Consider the following 22,428-nt stretch of genomic DNA (forward strand, 5'->3'; position numbering starts at 1 on the left):
GCCCATGCAGCCGGACCCCGACACCGCTTCGCGCGTGAGCGACGACGCCGAGCTCGCCGACCTCGCTTGGCGGGTCCGCGAGGGCGTCGGGCGGCTCAGCTGGCGGATGCGCGCCGAGCGCGACCCGAGCGGCCCCGGCCCGGCGGTGCTCGCGGTGCTGAGCCGGCTCTACCGGGCGGGCACGCACACGCCGACCGAGCTGGCCGAGGCGGAGCGGCTGCAGCCGCAGTCGCTGACGCGGATCCTCGCGTGGGTGTCCGAGCGCGAGCTGGTGACAAGGACGACCGACCCGGAGGACGGGCGGCGGTCGCTGATCAGCATCACGCCGGCGGGGCTGGCGGTGCTGCGGGAGTACAGCGTGCAGCGGGAACGGTGGCTGGCGGCGGCGCTGGAGTCGACGTTGTCGCCGACCGAGCGGCAGCTGTTGAAGCTGGCGGCCGATCTGCTGGTTCGGGTGGCGGACGCCTGATGGTCAGTCCGCGACGTTTGCCCTGGTCTCGACCCACTTGGACACCGCAGAGTCGCCGAGACCGGCGTACTCGGTGACGATCCGCTCGGCGGGGAAGATCCGTTTGAGGTTGCTCACGACTGCGTCGCTGTAGTCGACGGGGACGATCGTTGCGTTGGGGTTCAACTCGGTCGCGAGCATCGAGCTGACGATCAGGTCTGATGGCGGCAGGCTGAAGCCGATGATCACCAGTTCATCCGCTTGACTCAGTGCTTCGGCTGCCTGGCGCCACAACGCCCGGATCGTGTTGTTCACGTAATAGGGGCTTTTGACGGCCGCGGGCGGAACGATCATCGGCACCTTGTCAACGCTGAGCTCGTCGACACCGACGATCGGGGGTGCCGAGTCCGCCGGCCCCCACCGATCGACTCGCGTTCCATACAGCTGATCGCCCGGCGGGCTCGCCGGCCCGGAATACCACCAACCGAGTGATCCATGCAGCTTCAACAGACGAAGTCCGCCCGAGTTTCTCCTGCCGCCGTGAACGCCGCTTATGCGGATGCCCAACGGTGCAATAGGAACCGGGTACATTTCGGTCCACCTGGTACCTGGAACCTCGGCAATCAGCGCCTTCTCGACCAGAAGATCGTAATTGAAGGTGATCACAGTCGTTCCGGCATCTTGCCAATGGCGAACCAGCTGGGACAGCCAGTCAGGCGACGCACCTTCAGTAGCCCGAGCCTGAAGTGCCGACAGGACTGAATACAGGCTCCCGGCCACGTCGCTGAAGGCGCCGCGATTCCGACACTTCTGTCCCTCGGCCAGCCACGGAGGCTCCTCGATGAGGTAGCTCAGCCACTGTTCGAAATTGTCCGCCAGCGGCGACTCTTGCCCGGGAAGGGGCGGCAGTTCGCTCTCAGCCAGGTCGTTTCGGATGGCCGCCGAAAGCCCGTCCATGGTGAGCATGTGCTCGCTGATCGCGCGGCTGAAACCAGACCCGAGCAAGTAGACCGAACCCGCCACCATGCCTCCCGCAGAACCAGGCTGCCAGCGTAACTCCGCAGATGGCCGACGCCTGAAAGCCGCCGCGGAGACCCCTCGATCCCTCCACGGCGGCTTCAAGCTCCCCTCCGTCCGCGCCGCCTCCCCGCGGTGCGGACACGGGTTCCGGAGACGGGCCGCTCCTCCATCGGCCCGCTCCGGAACCCTGGTCCCCGGACGGCTCACCTCCCCAGGGGCCGTCCGGATTCCCCCCTTGCCAGCGATCCGGTATCCGCTGACAGGAACGAAGTCTGCCGCTCGCGAGGGGGCAGGTTGAGTGTGAGAACCCTCAATTACCCGTGGGTAGTAATACTCAAGACGTCTTCGCGCGCCCTCGGCCCGCGGCCCGCTTCGCCGTTGTACGCGCCTTCGCCGCCCTGGACGCGGCGGCCTTGGCCTTCACGACGGCCGCGGCGGGTTGGGCCTCCGCGGCGGTCTCCTGCAGCGCCGCCAGCAGGCGGGTGACGCCGTCCGCCTGCTCGGCGGCCGTCGGCTGGACGACCTCGGCGCCGTCGATCTTCGCCTGGATCAACGCTTGGAGCGCCTCGCGGTAACGGTCGGGTACGCGACCGGGGTCGAAGTCGCCGGTCAGCTCCTCGATGAGGTTCACCGCGCGGCGCAGCTCGCCCGGGCGGATGTCGACGTCGGCGTGCCGGAACGGGAAGTCGGGTTCGCGCACCTCGCCGGGCCACAGCATGGTTTCGAGCACGATCACCTGGTCGCGCACGCGCAGGGCGCCGAGCGTTTCGCGGCGGCGGAGCGCGACCGTCACCAGCGCGATCCGCCCCGACTGCTGCAGCGCCTCACTGAACAGCACGTACGGCTTCGTGCCCGCCGGCTCGGGTTCGAGGTAGTAGCTGCGCGCGAACCAGATCGGGTCGACGTCGGCGAGCGGGGCGAAACCGCGGATGGCGATCGTGCGCGAGGGCATCGGGAGCGACGCCAGCTCGTGGTCGGACAGCAGGACGACATCACCGCCCGGGACGGGGTAGCCGCGGACCATCTCCGCCGGCGGGACCTCTTCGCCGTCGACCTCGCACACGCGCTTGACCCGGACGCGGCCGCCGTCGGTTTCGTGGACCTGGTGGAGCGGGATCTCACGCTCTTCCGTCGCGCTGTACGCCTTCACCGGAACGGCGTAACTCCCGAACCCGATCGTGCCCGTCCAGACCGCCCGCATGCGCGCCACCTCCGCAGGTCCCAGGCTAGCCAGGCGGTCCCGCGGCCCGACAGCTACAAACGGGTGTCAGGCGCGACGGATTCGCTCACACATTCGAACGACGGCGTGACTTCGTCGAGCGCCTCGGCCGAACAGCGGGACGCGATGGCGGCCGCGCGGAGCACCTCGGTGACCACCTCGACGTCCAGCGGCGGGGCCGCGGCGAGCGCGGCCGACCCGGCCTCGACGCGGGCGGCGAGCCCGGCGAGCGCGTGCGAAATGGCTTCCTGGCCGGCGACGAGCTGGGCGACGACGTCGGTGAGCTCGGCGGTCGTCGCGCCCGGGCCGCCGCAGCGCAGGCCCGCGGCGAGCTCCTCGGCGCACGAGCGCAGGTGGGTGGCGACGACGGTCGGCGGCAGCGTCAGCCGGTCCTGCATCGCTCACCCCCTCCGGTCCGAGCAGTCATCGTGCCACCGCACGCGCCGTCACCGGAGCCGACACACCGCTGCCCGCTTATTTGACCGCTCGTTCTAGATACGGCTAAGGTTTCGATCATGTCCCGGGTCAAGGAGTTCGACGTCGACGAAGCCTGCGACGCCGCGCTCACGCTCTTCCGGCGGCAGGGGTACGAGGCGACGTCGGTCAGCGACCTCGTCGCGCACGTCGGTGTCGCCAAGGCCAGCCTGTACGCCACCTTCGGCTCGAAGCACGACTTCTACGTGACGGCGTTGAAGCGCTACGCGGACCGGACCGACGCGCGCGTGCTGGCCGAGCTGTCGAGCCCGGGCTCCGGCGTGGCCGCCGTCCGGCGGCTGTTCGACGGCTACCTGGCGGAAATCCTCGGCGACGAGACGAAGATGGGCTGCTTCGTCGTCAACTCGGCGGTCGAGCTGCTCCCCCACGACACCGAGGTCGCGCGGCTGGTGGAACGCAGCTGGGACACCCTCGAAGTCGCGCTGACCATGGCGTTGGAGCGCGCCAAGGCGCAGGGCGAACTCGCCGGCGGCAGCGAGCCGGCGGCCTTGGCGCGCTTCCTGCTCACCGTGCTCCAGGGCCTGCGGGTCCTGGGCAAGGGCACGGACGCGGCACGCCGGCTGGACGCGGCCGTTTCGCAGGCGATGCGGCTTATTCAAGACTGATCGGACCAGAAAGAAGGCACACGATGGGGGCACGTTTCGCGGGCAAGGTCGTCCTGGTGACAGGCGGCAGCTCGGGCATCGGGCGGGAGACGGCGCGGGCGTTCGCGGCCGAAGGCGCGACGGTGGTCGTCGCCGGGCGCGACGAGCAACGGCTCGCGGCCGCGGTGAAGGAGATCGGCGGGGACGCCGTCACGGTGGACGTCACGGACTCGGCGGACGTGGCGCGGATGGTCGGGACGGTCGTCGCGCGGCACGGCGGGCTGCACGTCGCGGTCAACAACGCGGGCATCCTCGGCTCGCCGGCGCCGGCGGCGGACATCGACGAGGACGGGTTCGGCGCGGTGCTGGCCACGAACGTCACCGGGACGTGGCTGTGCCTCAAGCACGAAGTCGCGCACATGCGGGCGCACGGCGGCGGCGCGATCGTCAACATCTCGTCCAACATCGGCGCGCACGGGCGGCTGCCGAACATGGCGGCCTACGCGGCGTCGAAGGCCGCGGTGAGCGCGCTGACCCGCACGGCGGCGCGCGACCACATCGCCGAGGGCGTCCGCATCAACGCGGTCAGCCCGGGCGCGACCGACACCGAAATGTCGCGGCGCCCCGGCGAGACGGACGCCGATCGCGCCGAGCGGCTCAAGGGCGCGATTCCGCTGGGCCGGGTGGGTGCCACCGCCGAGGTGGCGGCCGCGGTGCTGTGGCTCGCTTCGGAGGAAGCCGCCTTCACCGTGGGGCACGACCTGGTGGTCGACGGCGGCGCGACCGCCTGAGCGGCCCACCCGGGCCCGCGGCTCCTTCAGGACTCACGGTTGCGCATGGTGACGTTTCCCTTCTCGTGCCGGGCGGTACGGGATGCGGTGGGGTTCAGGACTCGCGGTTGCGCACGAGGCTCTCCTTCCGGGCGGCGCGGGCTGGGGTCGCTGCGGTTCAGGACTCGCGATTGCGCACGGCACAGCTCCTCTCGCGGGTGCGGACGGATGGCGGGGGGCTCAGGACTCGCGATTGCGCACGGGGCTCTCCTTCCGGGCGTGCCGACGGATGGGCTTCGGTTCAGGACTCGCGATTGCGCACAGCACGGCTCCTCTCGCGGGTGCGGACGGCTGACAGCGGCTCAGGACTCGCGGTTGCGCACGACGGCCTCCCTCCGGTGGTCCACGGCGGAAATCGGACACTGGGGCTCAGGATTCGCGGTTGCGCACGGCGGCGGCCTCCCTTCGCTGCTCCGATCGTGTGGCAATCGTCGATCGCGGCCGCCCGGTGTGGTGGGGTGGACGCGGATCGTCGGCTCACCCAGGGGAGTTGGACCGCCTTGAGTATGGACGGCGCCCGTCCGGCCGAACGGCACTCGGCCCGGATCGGAGGGGCGCTGAACCCTGCTCGCTGGACGCTCTGGCGGCAGCGCCGGCCGCTCGTCTTCTACTGCTTCCTCGTCGAGTCCGTGGCGCTCGTGGCGACCGTCTGGACGGCCGCCGTGGTGCCCGTGCGGGCGTGGGACCTGGCCGTCTTCGGGGTGCTCGCCGGGCTCGGGGTGCTGCAGGCGGAGCTGGGCCGGCAGGTCGAGCGCGTCCGGCGGCTGGTGTCGGACACCCCGCACATCAACCTGACGTCGGTCTGGACGTTCGCCGGGGTGCTGCTCCTGCCGCCGGCGCTGGTCACGGCGCTGATCGCGATCCTGTACACGCATCTGGCGACGCGCAGCCTCGCGCGGATCAAGCGCGTCCCGCCGTTCCGGACCACGCTGAACGCGACGCTGGTCGTCGTCACCTGCTACTCGGCCGTGTTCGTGCTGCACCGCCTCGGCGTGCCGGACATGTACACGGCGCTGACGTCGGGCTGGCGCGGCGTCACGGCCATCGCGCTCGCCGCGGGGGCGTACTTCCTGGTCTCGGCGATCACGATCCTTCCCGCGCTGACCATCACGACGCGCTCGGTGAAGGCGTTCTTCGGCGGCCTCGGCGACAACCTGCTCGAGGTCGCGACGCTCTGCCTGGGCCTGCTCACGGCGCTGACGCTGGCGACGCTGCCCGCGCTCGCCGTCGCGATCGTGCCGCCGCTGCTGGTGCTGCACCGGGCGGTGCTGATCAAGCAGCTGGAGATCGCGGCGACGACCGACGAGAAGACCGGCCTGTTCAACACGACCGGCTGGCACCTGCTGGCGTCACGCGAACTGGCGCGCGCCCAGCGCAACACGCGGAGCACGTTCGGCGTGCTGATGATCGACCTGGACCACTTCAAGCTGATCAACGACGAGCACGGCCACCTGGCGGGCGACGCGGTGCTGCGCTCGGTCGCGGCGACGATCAAGTCCGCGGTCCGCGACTACGACTCGGTCGGCCGCTTCGGCGGCGAGGAGTTCGTGGTCCTGCTCCCGGACATCGGCCCGGCCGCGGTCCTGGCGGTGGCCGAGCGCATCCGCTCGGCGATCGAGACCCTGAAGGTCGAGTACTTCGACGGCACCGCGTCCCGGGTGATCGGCGACCTGTCGGCGTCGATCGGCGTGGCCACGTACCCGGACGGCGGCACGGCCGTCGACCGCCTGCTGCAGGCCGCGGACAAGGCCCTGTACCGGGCCAAGGACGCGGGCCGCAACCAGGTGGTCGACGGCACGGCGCCGGCTTAGGAAGCCGCCACCTCCAGCCGCCAGAGGTCGCCGAGCACCTTCAGCAGGGTTTCCTGGCGTTCCTCGAGGACGGCCGGGGTCCAGCCGTCCGTCGCGAGCACCTGGGAGGTCAGCACGAACGGCGGCCAGCTCGTCTTCTCGAAGTACTTGGTCTTCTTCGCCTCGAACTCGAGGTTGCTCGCCGCCGAGTTCTTCCGTCGCGAAAGCAGGACGAGGTTCGCCAGCCGATGCACCCAGTAAGCCCGTTCCTGCGCGGTGAAGGTGCCGGTCCACCCGCTGCCCGCGGCCGGGGACTGCGGGAGGACGTGCTCCACGCTGATCAACGGGTAGCCGTCGTAGCCCGTTCCGCCGTCCGACAAGGCCGAGTCGAGGCGCAGCAGCACGTACAAGCGGATCCTCGTCACCGTGTAGATCTCCGAGCCCAGCTTCGCGAGGGTTTCCGCCTGTTCCTCCGCGGAAAGCTGCAGCGGGGACTCCGGGGCGTAGAGGTCGAGGCCCTTCTCCATCCAGTCCAGGACGCGGCCGTACCGCTCGACCCGGCGGGTGATGTCCACCCGGCGGACGAGCATGCCGGCGGCGAGCCGTTCGAGGTCGACGAGGAAACGCAGCAATGACGCGGAGTCGGCGGTCGGCCGGCTGAAGTAGCTGATCGCCGGCGGAACCCAGTCCGTGTTGTCCAGCTGTTTCAACCAGCCGAGGAGCCGGTTGATCTCCTCGGCGCCCGGTCCCCCGGCGTAGCTGGCGCGCGTGACCACCTCGAAAGCGTCCGAGTAGGGAACCAGCACGTCGTCGATGAACTTTTTGCCGTCGGGCACCCGGTGCAGCACCGACGCCCGGAATTCCTTCAGGATCGACTCCCGGGCTTTCGTCTTCGCGTACACCATCCGGATGTGGGAGAAGAGGTCGCCGAAGTCGCTGCGGCCGAGGTCGTCCTCTTCGTGCGACCACTTGTTCGTGTAGGCGTCCTGGTCGGCCTCCGGGATGTTGCCGATGATCTCCGACTTCAGGATGTCGGTGTGGGTGAGGTCCAGGCCGCGCTCGTTGAGCACCGAGAAGATCCGGTAGGCGGACTCGAAGTCGACAGTCGCCACGACGACGAGGTAGGTGTACCCGTCGATGAACGAAACCAGCCGTTCGCACTCCGAGATTTCCAGAGCGCTCAACCGGTCCTTGAGCAGGAGTGCGTTCTCGACCAGCCGGAGGCGGCTGTCCGGCTTCACGTCCTGGAGCGCGGACAGCAAGTCGTTGCCCGAACGCTCCTGGATGTACTTCTCGAAGAATCCCTGGTCCTGATCCCGGAGCCGGAGGCGTGGCTGATCGGCGGTGCCCTTGATCGGATCGCCCTTCTGGAAGATGCGCTTTTCCAGGGACACGGCGAAGCCCGGCGAAACGTAGTCGCGGAGGACGCTGAGGAGCACTGTCAAGGTCGTGAGGCGTTGCTGACCGTCGACCACGTCCGCGAGTGGCTGCTTCTCGGCTTTGACGAGGACGATGCTCCCCAGGAAGTACGGATCCGACTCGGACAACGAGTCTTTCGCCTGGGAGGCGGCGAGGAGATCGTCGAACATCTCCCCGGCCTGCTCCGTCGTCCAAGCGTAGGGACGCTGGTAGCGAGGGATGGTGAACTGGTAGGCGTCGTCGAAGATCTCGCCGACGGGGTGCTCCGCTGCTTGGATTTTGGTCCCGGCCATGCGGGAGATCTCGGTGCGCGGGCACCGGTTGTTACAGCCGTTACCGCATCGTTCGGAGCCGCGAGTCGCGCCTGCGGCTCCGAACAACGCGTTTAGGAAGCCGCCGCCAGGACGGCTTGCTCCACCTCTCGGCGCCAGCCCGGTTCGATGCGGCCGCTTCGCGGGGTCACCGCGAACGAGTCCACCACCGCGCCGCCCAGGGTCGATGCCTTGGCCCAGCGGACCTCCGCGTCGCACCTCCGCAGCGCGCCCGCTACCCGGAACAGCAGGCCGATGCGGTCGGCCGCGCGCAGTTCCAGGACCACTGTGTCCGGGCCGCTCGTCTCGTCGTCGAACCACAGCACCTTCGGGGCGACCGGGGCCGGTGAGCCGTAGTCGCGTTCCTTCGCCGCCAGGCGCTGGGTCAGCGGGAGCGTGCCCGCGACCGCCCGGGCGAACTGCTCGCGCAGCAGCGTCGCGTCCGGCAGGGAGCCGAACTTCGGGGACGCCGTGAACACACCGGCTCGGCCGCCGTCGTGGCCGCGCAGGACCGCCGAGTGGACCTCCATCGAGTTCAGCGCCAGCACGCCCGCCGCCGGGGCCAGGAGTTCCGCGCGAGCCGGGACCGCCAGCAGGACCGTGACGACCTTGCCCTGGGAGCTGATCCGGATTTCGCCGGTGCCCGAGGCCACCGCCGCCGCGACCAGCTCGCGCTGGTCGTCGTCCATCGGTTCCGGGGCGGTGAAGCCCTTGCCGTGCAGGACTTCTTCGCAGCCGGAGACCAGTTCGGCGAGCAGGCGCGCCTTCCAGTCCGTCCAGACGCCCGGTCCGGTGGCCAGCGAATCGGCCTGGGTGAGCGCGTGCAGCAGCTCGACCAGGACCAGGTCGCTGTCCAGCGTCTTCACCACCCGTGCCACGGTGGCCGGCTCGCTGATGTCGCGCCGGGTCGCCGTGTGCGGCAGCAGGAGGTGGTGGCGGACCATCGACGACACCGTCGCGGCGTCGGCCGGGCTCAGCCCGAGCCGGGTCGCGACCTGGGCGGAGATCTTCGCGCCCAGTTCCGAGTGGTCGGCGTCGCGGCCCTTGCCGATGTCGTGCAGCAGCGCGCCGATCAGCAGCAGGTCCGGCCGCGCCACCGTGGTGGTCAGCTTGGCCGCCTCGACGCAGGTGCGCACGAGGTGCCGGTCGACCGTCCACTGGTGCACCGGCGAGCGCGGCGGCAGGTCGCGGACCGCGCCCCACTCGGGGAACAGCCGGGACCACAGGCCGGTCCGGTCGAGCGACTCGACCGCGTCGACCAGGCCCTCCCCCGCGCCCAGCAGCTCGACCAGCGCGTTCAGCGCCTCCGACGGCCACGGCGCGCGTAGTTCCGGCGCCGTTTCCGCCAGTGCCTTGAGCGTGCCGAGCGCGATCGGCTTCCCGGTGCGCGCCGACGCCGCGGCGACCCGCAGCAGCAGCGCCGGGTCCTTCGCCGGGACGGCGTCGCGGGCCAGCGCGACCTCGTTCCCGTGCAGCACCACGTTTTCCGCGAGCGGCGTCCGCGAAGGACGGCGCCCGAAGCGCGTCTTCGGCGGGTCCACAGTGGACCGGAGCGCGACGTCCAGCGCGTACGCGATGGTGCGGCCCGCGCCGGAAAGCTTGCGCGCCAGCGTGAACCGGTCGCCGAAGCCGAGTTCGGCAGCCACCAGCTCGGCCTCCGGCGCGGCCAGGACGTCCCGTTCGCGCCGGATTTCGCGCCGCAGCTCGGTGCGGACGTCGAGCAGGAGTTCCTTGGCCTCCAACAGCTCTTCGCCCGGACGCGCGGTCAGCTGCGCCGCGGCCAGCGCTTCCAGGACGGCGAAGTCCCGCAGCCCGCCCCGCCCGTGCTTGAGGTCGGGTTCGGCGGACTGCGCGATCTCGCCGCTGCGGGCCCAGCGCTGCCGGACCGACGCCGTCATGTCCGGGATCTGCTTGCGCGCGGTGCGGCGCCACTGGTCGCGCGCCGCGGAAACCAGCCGCCCGCTCAGCTCGGCGTCCCCGGCGAGGTGCCGGGCGTCGAGCAGGCCCATGGCCACGCGAAGGTCCTCCGAAGCGACCTTCAGCGCTTCGCCGGGCGTGCGGACCGAGTGGTCCAGCCCGACTTTCGCGTCCCACAAGGGATACCAGAGCGCGTCCGCGATCTCGCCGATGCCGCTGTTGCCGTTGTGCACCAGCAGCAGGTCGAGATCGGAGAACGGCACCAGTTCCCGGCGGCCGAGCCCGCCCACGGCGACCAGCGCGACACCCGGTTCCGCGGTGTCGACGCCGGCCGCCGAGGCTCCCCTGCCCAGCCAGAATTCATAGAGGTCGACCAGGGCCGCCCGCAGTGCGGACGCCCCCAGCCTCCCGTGCCTGCCCTCGAGCAAGCGCTCGGTGGCCTTGACCAGTTCGCCCCCGTCGGCCATCCCAGACGCCTATAGCGCGTCCGTGCCGCGCTCGCCGGTCCGTACCCGGATGACGGTCTCCACGGGCGTCACCCACAGCTTGCCGTCGCCGATCTTGCCGGTGTGCGCCGCCGTGGTGATGGCCTCGAGGACCTTCTCCACGTTCGTGTCGTCGGTCACGACCTCGATCTTCAGCTTGGCCACGAAGTCCACCGAGTACTCCGCGCCGCGGTAGACCTCGGTGTGGCCCTTCTGCCGGCCGTAACCCTGGACCTCGCTGACCGTCATGCCCAGCACGCCCAGCTGTTCCAGCGCGGAGCGGACGTCGTCGAGCGTGAACGGCTTCACAATCGCCGTGATGAGCTTCATGCCTTGCTCTCCTCGAGTTTCGCGGCCGGGGTGGACTTGACCGGAAGGGTGGACGGGGCGCCACCGCCGGACAACCCGGTGAAGTCGTAGGCGCTCTCCGCGTGCTGGGCTTCGTCGATGCCGCTGACCTCGTCCTCGGTGCTGACGCGGAAGCCGCCGGCCTTCTTGATCACGAAGCCGATGATGAAGGACAGCACGAAGGAGTACGCGAGCACCGCACCGGCGGCCGCGGCCTGGCGACCCAGCTGGGTGAACCCGCCGCCGTAGAAGAGGCCGTCCGCGCCGAGGGAGTTGACGCTGGTGGTGCCGAAGAAGCCGATCAGCAGCGTGCCGACGATGCCGCCGACCAGGTGGACGCCCACGACGTCGAGCGAGTCGTCGAAGCCGAACTTGAACTTGAGCGAGATGGCGAGCGCGCAGAGCACGCCGGCGATGAGGCCGATCGCGATGGCCCCGAGCGGGCTCACGAAACCACACGCCGGGGTGATGGCGACCAGGCCGGCGACCGCGCCGGAAGCCGCGCCGAGGGTGGTCGGCTTGCCGAACTTCAGCTGCTCCACGACCAGCCAGCCGAGGACGGCGGCGGCGGTGGCGACGGTGGTGTTGGTGAACGCGACGGCGGCGAGGTCGTTGGCGGCCAGCGCCGAACCGGCGTTGAAGCCGTACCAGCCGAACCACAGCAGCGAAGCGCCGAGGAGCACGAACGGCACGTTGTGCGGGCGGCCGGTGTCCTTCGGCCAGCCCTTGCGCTTGCCCAGCACGATGGCGAGGGCGAGACCCGCGGCACCGGCGTTGATGTGGACCGCCGTACCACCGGCGAAGTCGAGTGCCTTCAAGTTGTTGGCGATCCAGCCGCCGACGGCGTTCTCGCCGACGAAGCCGTTGAAGGAGAACACCCAGTGCGCGACCGGGAAGTACACGACCGTCACCCAGATGACGACGAACAGCGTCCAGCCCCAGAACTTCGCGCGGTCGGCGATGGCGCCGGAGATCAGCGCGGGGGTGATGATCGCGAACATCAGCTGGAACATGACGAAGGCGAGGACGGGCAGGCCGTCCGAGCCCGGCCACGCGACGGCGGGGCTGGTGTCGGTGGCGGCCGTCGCGAACCCGGCGAGCTTGCCGAAGGTGTTCTCGAGGCCGGCGAAGTGGAAGTTACCGAGCAAACCGCCGAAGGCGTCGTCGCCGAAGGACATCGAGAAGCCGTACAGGGCCCACAGCACCCCCACGACGGCCAGCGCGATGAAGTTCATCATCAGCATGTTCAAAACGCTCTTCGCGCGGACCATGCCGCCATAGAAGAACGCCAGTCCTGGGGTCATGAGCATGACCAGCGCGGCGCTGGCCAGTACCCATGCGGTGTCTCCTGCGTTCAGCACATCGTCCTCCCGTGCCCTGGGTTGGTGCGTTGGCAGTTTTGGCGCGCGGTGTTTCACGGGGCGGCGCGTGAGGTTTCACCCGCGTGAACTGTCCGCGCCGAGTTGTTACGGGGAGGTTTCCGGAGACCTGTGCTGAAGTGTCCGGTTGCTTTACGCCGTGGTCGAATAGCCCCATGAGTGCGAGCGGCCACGGGAATGACCCACTGCCACCCCGAGTCGTGGAGGCATTGCGGTGTTCGGTGTGCGGTGACCCGATCGGACTAGCCGATCGCACGCTGCGTTGCGGGAACCGCCACTCTTTCGATCTAGCGCGACAGGGTTACGTGAACTTGTTGCACGCGCGAATCCCATCCGGCACGGCGGACACCGCGGACATGGTCGCGGCGCGCGCCGACTTCCTCGCGTCGGGTGCGTACCGCGGGCTCGCCGACGAGCTGGCGCGGGTGTGCGCGGAGGCCGACGACCTCGTCATCGACGCGGGCGCGGGCACCGGCTACTACCTCGCGCGGGTGCTCGACGCGTCCGGGGCCTTCGGCCTCGCGCTGGACGTCTCGGCGGTGGCCTTGAAGCGGGCCGCCCGCGCCCACGCCCGGCTGGGCGCGGCGGTGTGGAACCTGTGGGAGCCGTGGCCGGTCGGCGACGAGGTGGCGTCGGTCGTGCTGAACGTCTTCGCGCCGCGCAACGGGCCGGAGTTCCACCGCGTCCTGCGCCCCGGCGGCCTGCTGGTCGTGGCGGCCCCGGCCCCGGACCACCTGCGCGAGCTGGGCGACCTCGTGCTGGCGGTGGACGAGCGCAAGGACGAACGCCTGGACGGCACCCTCGGCGAGTACTTCGGCCGGACGGGCCGCACGGAGGTCCGCCAGGAGGTCGAGCTGTCGCCCCAGCAGGTGCGCCAGGTGGTCGGAATGGGGCCTGCGGCGTTCCACCTGGACCGGGGCGACCGCCGGGCGCGGCTGGACGCGCTGAGCGAGCCGCAGGTGGTGACGGTGTCGTTCACGGTGTCCACCTACCGGCGTCTGGGAGGGTGAAGGGGTGAAGCCCGACTGGACCGCCCCCGCGACCCGGCTCGCGGACGCGGAGTGGGTCCGGGCCCGCATCGGCGGCGCGGCCAAGCTGTACGGCTGCGCGCGGCCGGAGGTGCTGGGCACGATCTGGTGGTACTCGCTCTCGTCGGTGCTGGTGGCGCCCGCGGTGGAAGGCCTGGTCGCGGGCAGGCTCGCCGACCCGTCGCTGGACGCGGTCGAGATCGACCTCGTCGCCGACGGCCGGTTTCTCGGTGCCCGGTCCACCCGCGCGCTCGACGGCGGGCTGCCCGAGCTGGGCGCGGCCCTGAAGACGGCGCTCGGCACCGCCATCGGCACCATCGCGGCCGTCAGCGGGGCCCGGGAGCGCGCGCTGGGCGCCATCGCGACCGACTCCATCGGCAACCGCCTGCTCTGGACGCCCGAGCCGGAGCGGGCGCTCGCCCTGGCCGAACCGCTGGTCGCGGCGATCGGGCTCGACCTCCCGAAACCGCGGTTCGTGCGCGTCGGGCGCACTCCCGCCGTGCGGCGGGCGTCGTGCTGCCTGATCTACGAGGTGGGCAACCCCAAGTGCGTGAGCTGCCCACGGCAGACGCCGGCCGAGCGCGACGCCCGCCTTCGCGCCGCGCTCAGTCCATGACCGCCAGCTCGAGCTTCGCCAGCCGCTCGGGGTCGGCGATGACCTCGATGCCCGCGATCCGGTCGTCCTCGACGCGGAACGCCAGGACCACCGCGAGCCGTCCCTCGCGGACCATGAGCAGGCCGGGCGCGCCGTCGACGAGGGCGAGTTCGCTCGCGCGGGCCCGTTCGGACGCCAGCACCGCGCCGCGGCGGACGCTCTCGACCCCGCGCAGCACGATCGGCGCCGGGCTCGGCCCGACGAACCGGTCGGCGTGCAGGACGACGTCCGGGTCGAGCAGGGCGAGCAGCGCCTCGAAGTCCCCGCCGCGCGACGCCGCCAGGAACGCTTCAACGACCTTGCGCCGCCGGGGCAGGGTCGCGTCGGCCGCGGTCCCGCCCTTGACGCGGCGACGGGCGCGGCTCGCGAGCTGCCGGGTCGCGGCCGGCGTCTTGCCGAGCATCGGCGCGATCTCGTCGAACGGCACCGCGAACATGTCGTGCAGCACGAACGCGACCCGCTCGGCCGGGGCCAGCGCGTCGAGGACGACCAGCAGCGCCAGCCCGACCTCGTCGGCCAGCTCGGCCTCCTGCGCGGGATCGCGGCGCTCGTCGTCCGGCTCGGGCTGCCCGTCGAGAGGCTCCTCGGGGTGGTTGCGGCGCGCCCGCAGCGCCGAGAGGCACACGCGCGCGACCACGGTCGTCAGCCACGCGGGAACGTTGTCGATCTCGGCGGCGCCGGTGCGATCGAACCGCAGCCAGGCCTCCTGGAGGGCGTCGTCGGCTTCGGCGGCCGAACCCAGCATCCGGTAGGCGACCGCGCGCAACCGCGGCCGCTCCCGCTCGAACCGCTCGGTCAGCGCGTCCACTTCGTTCCTCTCGCCCGGGTATTCAAGGAGTAGACCCCGGCGCGGCCGGCGATGTGACCGGAATGAGCGTGATCCGGGTCATCCCCGGCGGTGGACGGCCCGCCGTGGCTCGTACCAGGTCTCGCCCACGGGCTCGCCGGCCATGTTCCAGCTCCACGAGACGCGCGGCGTGACGCGGGCGTAGTGGCCCGGCCCGACCAGGCCGGTGCGCTCGACGGGTTCGTCCGCCTCGCCGTACACGCGGATGGCGCGGGCGATGAACGGCTGCATCGAGACCAGGTCGTCCACCAGCAGGGCGACCCTCCGGCGGCCGGCGCCGACGTTGCGGAACTTGCGGGTCGCCAGCACCGCGGCCCCGACGCCGCCGACCCAGAAGGCCTCGCCGTCGAACTCGAACGCCAGCGGGACGAGGTCGGGCTGCCCGCCGGCACCGAGGGTGGCGACGCGGGCGAGCGGCTGGGAACGCAGGTAGGCGATCTCTTCCGCGGTGAACGACATGGCGGCTCCTTCGTGGTCGGGTCCCCCCGGCTACACGAACGGCGCCGGCCCGGATCGACAGCTCACAGCACGCAGAACTCGTTGCCCTCGGGATCCGCCAGCACGAAGTGGTCCGGACGGCCGTCCAGGGTGTGCTCCTGCAGCACCGTCGCACCCGCCGCGGTGAGGCGGGCGATCGCTTCGACGACCCGTTCCCAGCGCCGCTCCCAGGGGACCTCGCGGCCGCCGCCGGCCTGGACGTCCAGGTGGAGGCGGTTCTTCGCGGTCTTGCCCTCGGGGACTTTGAGGAAGCTCAGGTTCGGCAGGACGCCCTCGGGGTCGCTCAGGTACGCGCCGTCGTCCCACTCCGGCTCGGGTACGCCCTGCTGCTCGAACCACGCTTCCCAGCTCGCGAACCCCGGTGGGGGCGGGCGCTCGATGTAGCCGAGGGCCACCGCCCAGAACTTCGCCAGCTCGCGGGGTTCCGCGCAGTCGATCGTCAGGCTCCAGCGCACCGTCACGCACGAAGAGTAGCCTCGCCCACGCGCTGGGAAACTTGACCGGCCGGCCGAACCTGCGATTACGGTGAGCACCGATGAGCGAACGCACCTGGGGCTTCCGCACCCGCGCCCTGCACGCCGGCGGCACTCCCGATCCGGCGACCGGCGCGCGGGCCGTGCCGATCTACCAGACCACCAGTTTCGTCTTCGAGGACGCGGCCGACGCCGCCAGCCTCTTCGCGCTCCAGAAGTACGGGAACGTCTACAGCCGGATCGGGAACCCGACCGTCGCCGCGTTCGAGGAGCGGGTCGCCAGTCTCGAAGGGGCCATCGGCGGGGTCGCGACCGCGAGCGGGCAGGCCGCGGAGTTCCTCACGTTCAGCGCGCTCACCGAGGCCGGCGACCACATCGTGTCCGCGAGCGGGCTCTACGGCGGGACCGTCACCCAGCTCACCGGGACGCTCCGGCGCTTCGGCGTCGAGACGACGTTCGTCAGCGGCGGGATCGACGACTACGCCGCCGCGATCACCGACCGGACGCGGCTGCTCTACACCGAGGTCATCGGCAACCCCGGCGGCGGCATCGCCGATCTCGCCGCACTGGCCGATCTCGCGCACGCCCACGACATCCCGCTGGTCGTCGACGCCACGCTGGCCACGCCGTACCTGTGCCGCCCGATCGAGCACGGTGCCGACATCGTGCTGCACTCGGCGACGAAGTTCCTCGGCGGCCACGGGACGACGCTCGGCGGGATCGTCGTCGAGTCCGGGAAGTTCGACTGGGGCAACGGGAAGTTCCCGCGGATGACCGAGACCGTCGACAGCTACGGCGGCCTCCGCTACTGGGAGAACTTCGGCGAGTACGCCTTCTGCACCCGGCTGCGGGCCGAGCAGCTGCGGGACATCGGCGCGGTGCTCTCGCCGCACTCGGCTTTCCTGCTGCTGCAAGGGATCGAGACGCTGCCGCAGCGGATGGACGCGCACGTCGCCAACGCCCACGCGATCGCCGCGCACCTCGATGCCGACCCGCGCGTGGCCTGGGTGTCCTACGCCGGACTGCCGTCGCACCCGCACCACGAGCTGGCGAAGAAGTACCTGCCCGCCGGGCCGGGCGCGGTGTTCTCCTTCGGCATCGACGGCGGCCGCTCGGCGGGCGAGAAGTTCGTCGAATCGGTGGAGCTGCTGTCGCACCTGGCGAACGTCGGGGACGCGCGGTCGCTCGTCATCCACCCGGCGTCGACGACGCACGCGCAGCTGTCGGAAGAGCAGCTCGCGGCCGCGGGCGTCGGGCCCGACCTGATCCGGCTGTCCATCGGCCTGGAGGACACCGACGACATCCTCTGGGACCTCGACCAGGCGCTGGGCAAGGCGGTGGCCGGATGAGCTACGACGTCGGCGCGGTCGAGCGGCGCGCGATCCTCAACCGGACGAAGTCGGTGACGCTGGTCGGCGCGTCCGCCAACCCGGCGCGGCCCAGCTACTTCGTCGCGACCTACCTGCTCTCCTCGACGCGCTACGAGGTCAACTTCGTCAACCCGCGGCTGGACACGCTGTTCGGGAAGCCGGTGTACGCCTCGCTCAAGGACGTCCCGGGCGAACTGGACCTGATCAGCGTGTTCCGCAAGCACGACGACCTGCCGCAGGTGGCCGAGGAGGTCGTCGACGCCGGCGCGCGGACGTTGTGGCTGCAACTCGGGTTGTGGCACGAGCCGGCGGCCGACCGGGCGCGCGAAGCCGGCCTCGACGTCGTGATGAACCGGTGCGTCAAGATCGAGCACGCCCGGTTCGCCGGCGGGCTGCACCTGGCCGGGTTCAACACCGGCGTGATCAGCTCGCGGCGGCAGTCGGCACCCTAGGCGCCGCGGGAAGAGAACGGGCGTTCCCGCTGTTGGCCCGGATATGACTCTGGGGATCACGTTTTCCGGCGGCCCGACCGCCCTGCTGGAGCTGGGCGGCGTCCGGCTGCTCACCGACCCGACCTTCGACGCGCCCGGCGACCACCCGGTCGGCGAGCGCGTGCTGGTCAAGACCGAGGACTCGGTGCTCTCCGAGGACGCGGTCGGCGTGGTGGACGCCGTGCTGCTGTCCCACGACCAGCACCCCGACAACCTCGACGACCGCGGCCGCGCGTACCTCGCGACGGTGCCGCTCACGCTGATCACGCCCGCCGGCGCCGCGCGGCTCGGCGGGACGGCGAAGGGCCTGGCGCCGTGGGAAGAGACGCGCGTCGGCCCGTTGACCGTGACCGCCGTCCCGGCGCTCCACGGGCCCGAAGGCGCTTCGCGGCTCACCGGCGACGTGACGGGGTTCATCCTGACCGGCGACGGCCTCCCGACGGTGTACGTCAGCGGCGACAACGCCTCGGTCGACCTCGTGCGCGAGATCGCCGCGCGCTTCCGCGTCGACGTCGCGGTGCTCTTCGCCGGCGCCGCCCGGACGGTCTTCTTCGACGGCGCTCCCCTGACGCTGACCAGCGAGAACGCCGTCGAAGCCGCGAAGGTGCTCGACGCGGCGAAGATCGTCCCGCTGCACTTCCGCGGCTGGCAGCACTTCAGCGAGGGCCCGGACGTGCTCCGGAAGGAGTTCGAGGCGGCCGGCCTGGCCGACCGGCTGGTGCTCCTCGAACCCGGGCAGCACGCGGACGTCTGAGCAGGCCGTGAGAGGCTGGCGGCATGGCCAAGCCGACCCCGCTCCAGTTCCGCAACCTCCTCGTCGCCCTCCTGGCGGCGGCGGGCTTCGTCTGGAGCGTCGTGACCGGCCTGCCGTGGTGGGTCAGCGCGATCGTGGGCTGCGCGTGCGTCCTGTCGCTGGCCTCGGCCTACCTCAACCGCCCGGGCGCGAACGGCTAGCGCGTCTTCGCGAACCGCGCCTTGAGGTTCGTGCGGCCCGCCTCCGTGAGCCGTCCGAAAAGGCGCAACCGCGCGAGGCCGCCGTCCGGGTAGATGTCCAGGCGGGCTTCGGTCACCTCCGGGCCGTCCTTGAGGGCGAAGCGGTGGCGGGTGTCCGGCTGCAGGCGGGTCTTCGGGAGCAGGTCGACCCACTCGCCGTAGGTGTCGCGGCCGCTGACCGAGGCCCAGCCCGGGGCGTTGCCCTTCAGGTTGCTCGTGTCCAGCTCCGCGAACCGGACGTGGCCGGCGCCGGCCAGGCGCAGCGTCACCCAGTCGTTGCCGTCGTCGCGGCGGCGGGCCGTCTCCCAGCCCTCCGCCTGGTGCGCCGCCAAACCCGGGGACAGCAGGTTGTTCGGGGATGAGTAGAACTTGTTGCTGCAACCGGTGACGACGGCGCCGTTCTCCAGCGCCGCCAGGTCGAGCGCGTCGAGGTCCAGCAGGTCGGGGTCCGGGATCGGCAGCCCGTGGACGCGCAGGCGGGCGACGCCGCCGTCCGGGTGCTGCGTCAGCCGGACGTGCGTGTAGCGGCGGGAACCGTTGACCGCGTAGAAGTTCTCCGTGTGGCCCGCCGCGGGGGCGCGGTCGACCAGGACGTCCCAGTCGGCCGACGCCAGCTCGGCCGCCGACGGGTAGCCCGGGACCGACGTCGCTTCGACCGAGACGAACGGCGGGTAGTTGCCCTTGAAGAACGCCGTGTCGACGATGACGCCGGTGACCGTGCCCGCCAGGCCGAGCCGCAGCACGGCCTGGTCGTCGCCCGGTTCGCGGTGGCGGCGGGTTTCCCAGCCGTCGTAGACCTGGCCCTTGGGTCCGAACGTCTCCGCGCGGTGCGCCGGGACCCACGGGTTGACCAGGTTCTCCTTCTCGGCGAACAGCTCGTCGGTCGCCCACATCACGGTCCCGCCGAAGCGCCGGGAAGCGAGATCGGGCAGTTCTGTCCACTCAGGACGGTCGGACACCACAGCCTCCATTTCAGCAGTTCCCCCGGGTCAGCAGCTCGCCGTGCGGCGCGTCGCCGGTGATTTCGGTGCCCCGCAGCCACGTCGAGCGCACGACGCCGGCCAGCGGGCGGCGGTCGTAGGCGCTCACCGGGTTGCGGTGCTTCAGTTTCGCGACGTCGACGACGAACGCCTCGTCCGGCGCGAACACGCAGAAGTCAGCGTCGTACCCCACCGCCAGGTGGCCCTTGCGCCGCATCCCGGCCTGCGCCGCGGGGCGCTCGGCCATCCAGCGGACGACGTCGGTGAGCGCGAACCCGCGCTGGCGCGCCTGCGTCCAGATCGCCGGCAGGCCCAGCTGCAGGCTGGAAATGCCGCCCCACGCCTCGCCGAAGTCCCCGCTGTCGAAGCGTTTCAGCTCCGGCGTGCACGGCGAGTGGTCGCTGACGATCGTGTCGATCACGCCGTCGGCGAGCCCCTGCCAGAGCTGCTCGCGGTTGGCCGCCTCGCGGATCGGCGGGCAGCACTTGAACTGCGTCGCGCCGTCGCGGATCTCCTCGGCGACGAAGCTCAGGTAGTGCGGGCAGGTTTCCGCCGTCAGCGCCACGCCGTCACGCCGGGCCGCGGCGATCAGCGGCAAGGCGTCCGAAGAGGACAGGTGCAGGATGTGCGCCCGCGCGGAGTTGCGGCGGGCCGCGTCGATCACGTGCGTGATCGCGAGGTTCTCCGCCTGCCGCGGCCGCGAATGCAGGAAGTCGACATAGCGACCGCCGTGCGGTTCCGGCGCCGAGTCGATCTCGTGCGCGTCTTCGGCGTGGACGATCATCAGCGCGTCGAAGGAACTCAGCTCCCGCAACGCTTCGTCGAGCCCGGCCGGGTCGAGCGGCGGGAACTCGTCGACGCCCGAGTGCAGCAGGAAGCACTTGAACCCGAACACGCCGGCGTCGTGCAGCCCGCGCAGGTCGCCGGCGTTGCCCGGGATCGCGCCGCCCCAGAAGCCGACGTCGACGTGCACCCGGCCCGTTGCCGCCTTGCGCTTGACCTCCAGCGCCGCGACGTCGACGGTCGGCGGCAGGCTGTTCAGCGGCATGTCCACGATCGTGGTCACCCCGCCCGCGGCGGCCGCGCGGGTGGCCGTCTCGAAGCCCTCCCACTCGGCGCGGCCGGGGTCGTTGACGTGGACGTGCGTGTCGACGAGTCCGGGCAGCAGCACGACATCGCCGCCGAGGTCGACGACGCGGTCGCCGGAGAGCGAAGCGCCGCCGGGTTCGACCGCGACGATCCGGCCGCCGTCGACGCCGAGCGTCACCGGGACTTCGCCGTCGGCCGTCACGGCCCGGGCGGCGCGCACCACAAGATCCATCCGAAAGCCCTTCGCCGGGAGGATGAGCACCATCGATTCCACAGAACGGAAAGACGGTTTCGCACAACGACAGTAACCACGGCGCGCGCCGCTCGTCAACGACAGACGTCGCACGTCGCCGATCGGGCCGAAAGCAGGCGGAGACGGACAGGTACCAGCCGGCTCACCGGCACCCGTTCCGCCGTGACTGCCGGTCGGATCGGCGACAGCGACACAGTACGGTCATCCTTGTGCGGCTTGAAGCGGAGTTCACCAGCGAACCGTTCCACGGCGAAGGTTCGCCGCCCGAGCACGCGCTCGCCGCGCGGGACGCCGCCGCGGAAGCGGGACTGGAGACCGACTTCGGGCCGCTCGGCACCCTCGCCAGGGGCGAGGCGAAGGAGCTGTACGACGCGCTCCCGGCGATCGCGAAAGCCGCGCTGGAGGGCGGCGCCACCCGCGTCACGCTGCAGCTGCGCCGGGCCGACGACGAGCGGAGCGCGCCCACGGTCGAGCTGAACGACGCGCTGGCCCGGCTGATCGCCGACGTCGAACGCGAACTGGGCGCCAAGCTCGGCGAACTCGACCGCGCCGGCAAGCAGCGCGCGGTCCGGCTCCTGCGCGAACGCGGTGCCTTCGGCCTGCGGAAATCGGTCTCTTCGGTGGCCGACGCGCTGGGGGTCACGCGGTTCACGGTCTACAACTACCTCAACCGGGAAGCGGACTGACCAACGCTTTCAACAAAATGTTGACGGAACTCCGGGGTCGACGTACGGTCAGGCCGTGCTGCTCACCGAGTTCAACACCACCGACGTCCGCCCGCTGCTGACGGAGTGCCTCGCCGTGCCCCGGTGGGTCGACGCCGTGCTGGCCGGGCGCCCGTACGCCGACCTGGACGCGCTCAAAGCTGCCGCCGACTTGCCGCTGAGCAGCGACGAGATCCGGCAGGCGATGGCCGCGCACCCGCGGATCGGGGAAAAGCCGGCGGGCGGCTTCGCGCGCTCCGAACAGTCCGGTGTGGACAACGCCGAGGACTTCGCCGCCGCGAACGCCGAGTACGAAGCCAAGTTCGGGCACGTCTACCTCGTCTGCGCGAGCGGCCGCAGCGGCGAAGAGCTGCTGGAAATCCTCCGCGCCAGGCTGGCCAACGATTCCGCGACCGAACTGGCCGTCGCCGGGCGCGAACTCCTCAAGATCGCCGAACTCCGAGTCGCGAAAGCGGTGACCGCGTGAGCCTCGTGACGACCCATGTTCTCGACACGGCGAAGGGGCGGCCAGCGTCCGGGATCGCCGTCCGCTTCGAGACCGCCGACGGGAAGCCGATCGCCGACGGCCGCACCGACGACGACGGCCGCATCCGCGACCTCGGCCCGGAAACCCTCGAGCCCGGCGTCTACCGGCTGGTCTTCGACACCGGCACCTACCTGGGCCCGGACGCGTTCTTCCCGGAGGTCACCTTGACCTTCCGGATTCTCGACGGCACCGCGCACCACCACGTGCCGCTCCTGCTCAGCCCGTTCGCCCATTCGACCTACCGAGGGAGCTGAC

The 22,428-nt window shown here is 71.2% G+C and carries 25 protein-coding genes; 13 read left to right on the forward strand and 12 right to left on the reverse strand.

Annotated features, from left to right (window positions below; genetic code table 11):
* Positions 1–4 precede the first annotated feature (4 nt).
* On the forward strand, positions 5–469 hold the full coding sequence (locus H4696_RS23530; protein WP_086855872.1) for a MarR family winged helix-turn-helix transcriptional regulator: 465 nt from the start codon (positions 5–7) through the stop codon (positions 467–469).
* A gap of 3 nt (positions 470–472) precedes the next feature.
* On the opposite strand, the gene H4696_RS23535 is transcribed toward H4696_RS23530, so the two are convergent.
* The 3 genes from H4696_RS23535 to H4696_RS23545 all read right to left on the reverse strand — a co-directional run bounded on the left by H4696_RS23535 (position 473) and on the right by H4696_RS23545 (position 3,085).
* Entirely contained in the window at positions 473–1,471 is a 999-nt protein-coding gene (locus H4696_RS23535; RefSeq protein ID WP_143264897.1) for an SIR2 family protein, read from the reverse strand.
* Between the two features lie 331 nt (positions 1,472–1,802).
* Entirely contained in the window at positions 1,803–2,669 is an 867-nt protein-coding gene (gene ku / locus H4696_RS23540) for a non-homologous end joining protein Ku (RefSeq protein WP_086855870.1), read from the reverse strand.
* Positions 2,670–2,722: 53 nt separating this feature from the next.
* Positions 2,723–3,085, reverse strand: coding sequence for a hypothetical protein (locus H4696_RS23545; RefSeq protein WP_086855869.1), 363 nt, complete (start codon positions 3,083–3,085; stop codon positions 2,723–2,725).
* 117 nt (positions 3,086–3,202) lie between these two features.
* On the opposite strand from H4696_RS23545, the gene H4696_RS23550 reads away from it, so the two are divergent.
* The 3 genes from H4696_RS23550 to H4696_RS23560 all read left to right on the forward strand — a co-directional run bounded on the left by H4696_RS23550 (position 3,203) and on the right by H4696_RS23560 (position 6,407).
* Positions 3,203–3,787: a TetR/AcrR family transcriptional regulator gene (locus H4696_RS23550; RefSeq protein WP_086855868.1), complete on the forward strand. Its 585-nt coding sequence runs from the start codon at positions 3,203–3,205 to the stop codon at positions 3,785–3,787.
* 23 nt (positions 3,788–3,810) lie between these two features.
* A complete protein-coding gene (locus tag H4696_RS23555) occupies positions 3,811–4,557 on the forward strand; it encodes a glucose 1-dehydrogenase (protein WP_086855867.1) in 747 nt (248 codons plus the stop codon).
* A gap of 545 nt (positions 4,558–5,102) precedes the next feature.
* Positions 5,103–6,407: a GGDEF domain-containing protein gene (locus tag H4696_RS23560; RefSeq protein ID WP_086855866.1), complete on the forward strand. Its 1,305-nt coding sequence runs from the start codon at positions 5,103–5,105 to the stop codon at positions 6,405–6,407.
* Here H4696_RS23560 and H4696_RS23565 read toward each other — a convergent pair.
* The 4 genes from H4696_RS23565 to H4696_RS23580 form a co-directional block, all read right to left on the reverse strand.
* Positions 6,404–8,098, reverse strand: coding sequence for a DUF262 domain-containing protein (locus tag H4696_RS23565; protein WP_086855865.1), 1,695 nt, complete (start codon positions 8,096–8,098; stop codon positions 6,404–6,406). The genes H4696_RS23560 and H4696_RS23565 overlap by 4 nt on opposite strands.
* Positions 8,099–8,190: 92 nt before the next feature.
* Entirely contained in the window at positions 8,191–10,500 is a 2,310-nt protein-coding gene (locus tag H4696_RS23570) for a [protein-PII] uridylyltransferase (RefSeq protein WP_086855864.1), read from the reverse strand.
* A gap of 9 nt (positions 10,501–10,509) precedes the next feature.
* Entirely contained in the window at positions 10,510–10,848 is a 339-nt protein-coding gene (locus H4696_RS23575) for a P-II family nitrogen regulator (protein ID WP_086855863.1), read from the reverse strand.
* Positions 10,845–12,227 carry an ammonium transporter gene (locus H4696_RS23580; protein ID WP_169734783.1) on the reverse strand — a complete coding sequence of 461 codons (1,383 nt, stop codon included), beginning with the start codon at positions 12,225–12,227 and terminating at the stop codon, positions 10,845–10,847. Before H4696_RS23580 ends, H4696_RS23575 begins: the two co-directional genes overlap by 4 nt.
* 173 nt (positions 12,228–12,400) lie before the next feature.
* On the opposite strand from H4696_RS23580, the gene H4696_RS23585 reads away from it, so the two are divergent.
* Both H4696_RS23585 and H4696_RS23590 read left to right on the forward strand, forming a co-directional pair.
* Complete coding sequence (locus H4696_RS23585) at positions 12,401–13,255, forward strand: putative RNA methyltransferase (protein ID WP_225955788.1); 855 nt, start codon at positions 12,401–12,403, stop codon at positions 13,253–13,255.
* Between the two features lie 4 nt (positions 13,256–13,259).
* Entirely contained in the window at positions 13,260–13,889 is a 630-nt protein-coding gene (locus H4696_RS23590) for a (2Fe-2S)-binding protein (protein ID WP_086865688.1), read from the forward strand.
* On the opposite strand, the gene H4696_RS23595 is transcribed toward H4696_RS23590, so the two are convergent.
* The 3 genes from H4696_RS23595 to H4696_RS23605 form a co-directional block, all read right to left on the reverse strand.
* Positions 13,879–14,736: a sigma-70 family RNA polymerase sigma factor gene (locus H4696_RS23595; RefSeq protein WP_086865687.1), complete on the reverse strand. Its 858-nt coding sequence runs from the start codon at positions 14,734–14,736 to the stop codon at positions 13,879–13,881. The two genes, H4696_RS23590 and H4696_RS23595, sit on opposite strands and share 11 nt — an antisense overlap.
* Positions 14,737–14,814: 78 nt before the next feature.
* Positions 14,815–15,234, reverse strand: a complete 420-nt coding sequence (locus H4696_RS23600; protein WP_192782498.1) for a PPOX class F420-dependent oxidoreductase — start codon at positions 15,232–15,234, stop codon at positions 14,815–14,817.
* A gap of 62 nt (positions 15,235–15,296) precedes the next feature.
* A complete protein-coding gene (locus H4696_RS23605; protein ID WP_169735211.1) occupies positions 15,297–15,734 on the reverse strand; it encodes a VOC family protein in 438 nt (145 codons plus the stop codon).
* Positions 15,735–15,808: 74 nt separating this feature from the next.
* On the opposite strand from H4696_RS23605, the gene H4696_RS23610 reads away from it, so the two are divergent.
* From H4696_RS23610 to H4696_RS23625, 4 genes are read left to right on the forward strand one after another with little or no spacing between them, the layout of a single operon-like run.
* Positions 15,809–17,095 carry an O-acetylhomoserine aminocarboxypropyltransferase/cysteine synthase family protein gene (locus H4696_RS23610; protein ID WP_086865135.1) on the forward strand — a complete coding sequence of 429 codons (1,287 nt, stop codon included), beginning with the start codon at positions 15,809–15,811 and terminating at the stop codon, positions 17,093–17,095.
* Positions 17,092–17,568, forward strand: coding sequence for a CoA-binding protein (locus H4696_RS23615; protein WP_086865134.1), 477 nt, complete (start codon positions 17,092–17,094; stop codon positions 17,566–17,568). Before H4696_RS23610 ends, H4696_RS23615 begins: the two co-directional genes overlap by 4 nt.
* 43 nt (positions 17,569–17,611) lie before the next feature.
* Entirely contained in the window at positions 17,612–18,361 is a 750-nt protein-coding gene (locus tag H4696_RS23620; protein ID WP_086865133.1) for an MBL fold metallo-hydrolase, read from the forward strand.
* 23 nt (positions 18,362–18,384) lie between these two features.
* Positions 18,385–18,561 carry a hypothetical protein gene (locus H4696_RS23625; protein WP_169735210.1) on the forward strand — a complete coding sequence of 59 codons (177 nt, stop codon included), beginning with the start codon at positions 18,385–18,387 and terminating at the stop codon, positions 18,559–18,561.
* On the opposite strand, the gene alc is transcribed toward H4696_RS23625, so the two are convergent.
* Both alc and allB read right to left on the reverse strand, forming a co-directional pair.
* A complete protein-coding gene (gene alc / locus H4696_RS23630; protein ID WP_192782499.1) occupies positions 18,558–19,571 on the reverse strand; it encodes an allantoicase in 1,014 nt (337 codons plus the stop codon). The genes H4696_RS23625 and alc overlap by 4 nt on opposite strands.
* Before the next feature lies 1 nt (position 19,572).
* Complete coding sequence (allB, locus tag H4696_RS23635; RefSeq protein WP_086857301.1) at positions 19,573–20,901, reverse strand: allantoinase AllB; 1,329 nt, start codon at positions 20,899–20,901, stop codon at positions 19,573–19,575.
* A 230-nt stretch (positions 20,902–21,131) separates the two neighbouring features.
* Between allB and H4696_RS23640 the strand changes: the two genes are divergently transcribed.
* From H4696_RS23640 to uraH, 3 genes are read left to right on the forward strand one after another with little or no spacing between them, the layout of a single operon-like run.
* The gene (locus H4696_RS23640) at positions 21,132–21,608 is read left to right on the forward strand and encodes a helix-turn-helix domain-containing protein (RefSeq protein WP_086857250.1); all 477 of its coding nucleotides are present in this window, start codon (positions 21,132–21,134) and stop codon (positions 21,606–21,608) included.
* Positions 21,609–21,663: 55 nt separating this feature from the next.
* Complete coding sequence (gene uraD / locus H4696_RS23645) at positions 21,664–22,113, forward strand: 2-oxo-4-hydroxy-4-carboxy-5-ureidoimidazoline decarboxylase (RefSeq protein ID WP_086857251.1); 450 nt, start codon at positions 21,664–21,666, stop codon at positions 22,111–22,113.
* The gene (gene uraH / locus H4696_RS23650) at positions 22,110–22,427 is read left to right on the forward strand and encodes a hydroxyisourate hydrolase (RefSeq protein ID WP_086857252.1); all 318 of its coding nucleotides are present in this window, start codon (positions 22,110–22,112) and stop codon (positions 22,425–22,427) included. Before uraD ends, uraH begins: the two co-directional genes overlap by 4 nt.
* Position 22,428 lies beyond the last annotated feature (1 nt).

This window comes from Amycolatopsis lexingtonensis (assembly GCF_014873755.1).
Classification (GTDB): domain Bacteria; phylum Actinomycetota; class Actinomycetes; order Mycobacteriales; family Pseudonocardiaceae; genus Amycolatopsis; species Amycolatopsis lexingtonensis.

Bases quoted from the DNA above. Each gene is read 5' to 3' on its own strand.
- H4696_RS23575 (WP_086855863.1), bottom strand. From the start codon at position 10,848: ATGAAGCTCATCACGGCGATTGTGAAGCCGTTCACGCTCGACGACGTC.
- H4696_RS23600 (WP_192782498.1), bottom strand. From the start codon at position 15,234: ATGTCGTTCACCGCGGAAGAGATCGCCTACCTGCGTTCCCAGCCGCTC.
- H4696_RS23555 (WP_086855867.1), top strand. From the start codon at position 3,811: ATGGGGGCACGTTTCGCGGGCAAGGTCGTCCTGGTGACAGGCGGCAGC.
- allB (WP_086857301.1), bottom strand. From the start codon at position 20,901: ATGGATCTTGTGGTGCGCGCCGCCCGGGCCGTGACGGCCGACGGCGAA.
- alc (WP_192782499.1), bottom strand. From the start codon at position 19,571: ATGGAGGCTGTGGTGTCCGACCGTCCTGAGTGGACAGAACTGCCCGAT.
- H4696_RS23615 (WP_086865134.1), top strand. From the start codon at position 17,092: ATGAGCTACGACGTCGGCGCGGTCGAGCGGCGCGCGATCCTCAACCGG.
- H4696_RS23560 (WP_086855866.1), top strand. From the start codon at position 5,103: ATGGACGGCGCCCGTCCGGCCGAACGGCACTCGGCCCGGATCGGAGGG.
- H4696_RS23610 (WP_086865135.1), top strand. From the start codon at position 15,809: ATGAGCGAACGCACCTGGGGCTTCCGCACCCGCGCCCTGCACGCCGGC.
- H4696_RS23585 (WP_225955788.1), top strand. From the start codon at position 12,401: ATGAGTGCGAGCGGCCACGGGAATGACCCACTGCCACCCCGAGTCGTG.
- H4696_RS23570 (WP_086855864.1), bottom strand. From the start codon at position 10,500: ATGGCCGACGGGGGCGAACTGGTCAAGGCCACCGAGCGCTTGCTCGAG.
- ku (WP_086855870.1), bottom strand. From the start codon at position 2,669: ATGCGGGCGGTCTGGACGGGCACGATCGGGTTCGGGAGTTACGCCGTT.
- H4696_RS23620 (WP_086865133.1), top strand. From the start codon at position 17,612: ATGACTCTGGGGATCACGTTTTCCGGCGGCCCGACCGCCCTGCTGGAG.
- H4696_RS23530 (WP_086855872.1), top strand. From the start codon at position 5: ATGCAGCCGGACCCCGACACCGCTTCGCGCGTGAGCGACGACGCCGAG.
- H4696_RS23550 (WP_086855868.1), top strand. From the start codon at position 3,203: ATGTCCCGGGTCAAGGAGTTCGACGTCGACGAAGCCTGCGACGCCGCG.
- H4696_RS23545 (WP_086855869.1), bottom strand. From the start codon at position 3,085: ATGCAGGACCGGCTGACGCTGCCGCCGACCGTCGTCGCCACCCACCTG.
- H4696_RS23625 (WP_169735210.1), top strand. From the start codon at position 18,385: ATGGCCAAGCCGACCCCGCTCCAGTTCCGCAACCTCCTCGTCGCCCTC.
- H4696_RS23565 (WP_086855865.1), bottom strand. From the start codon at position 8,098: ATGGCCGGGACCAAAATCCAAGCAGCGGAGCACCCCGTCGGCGAGATC.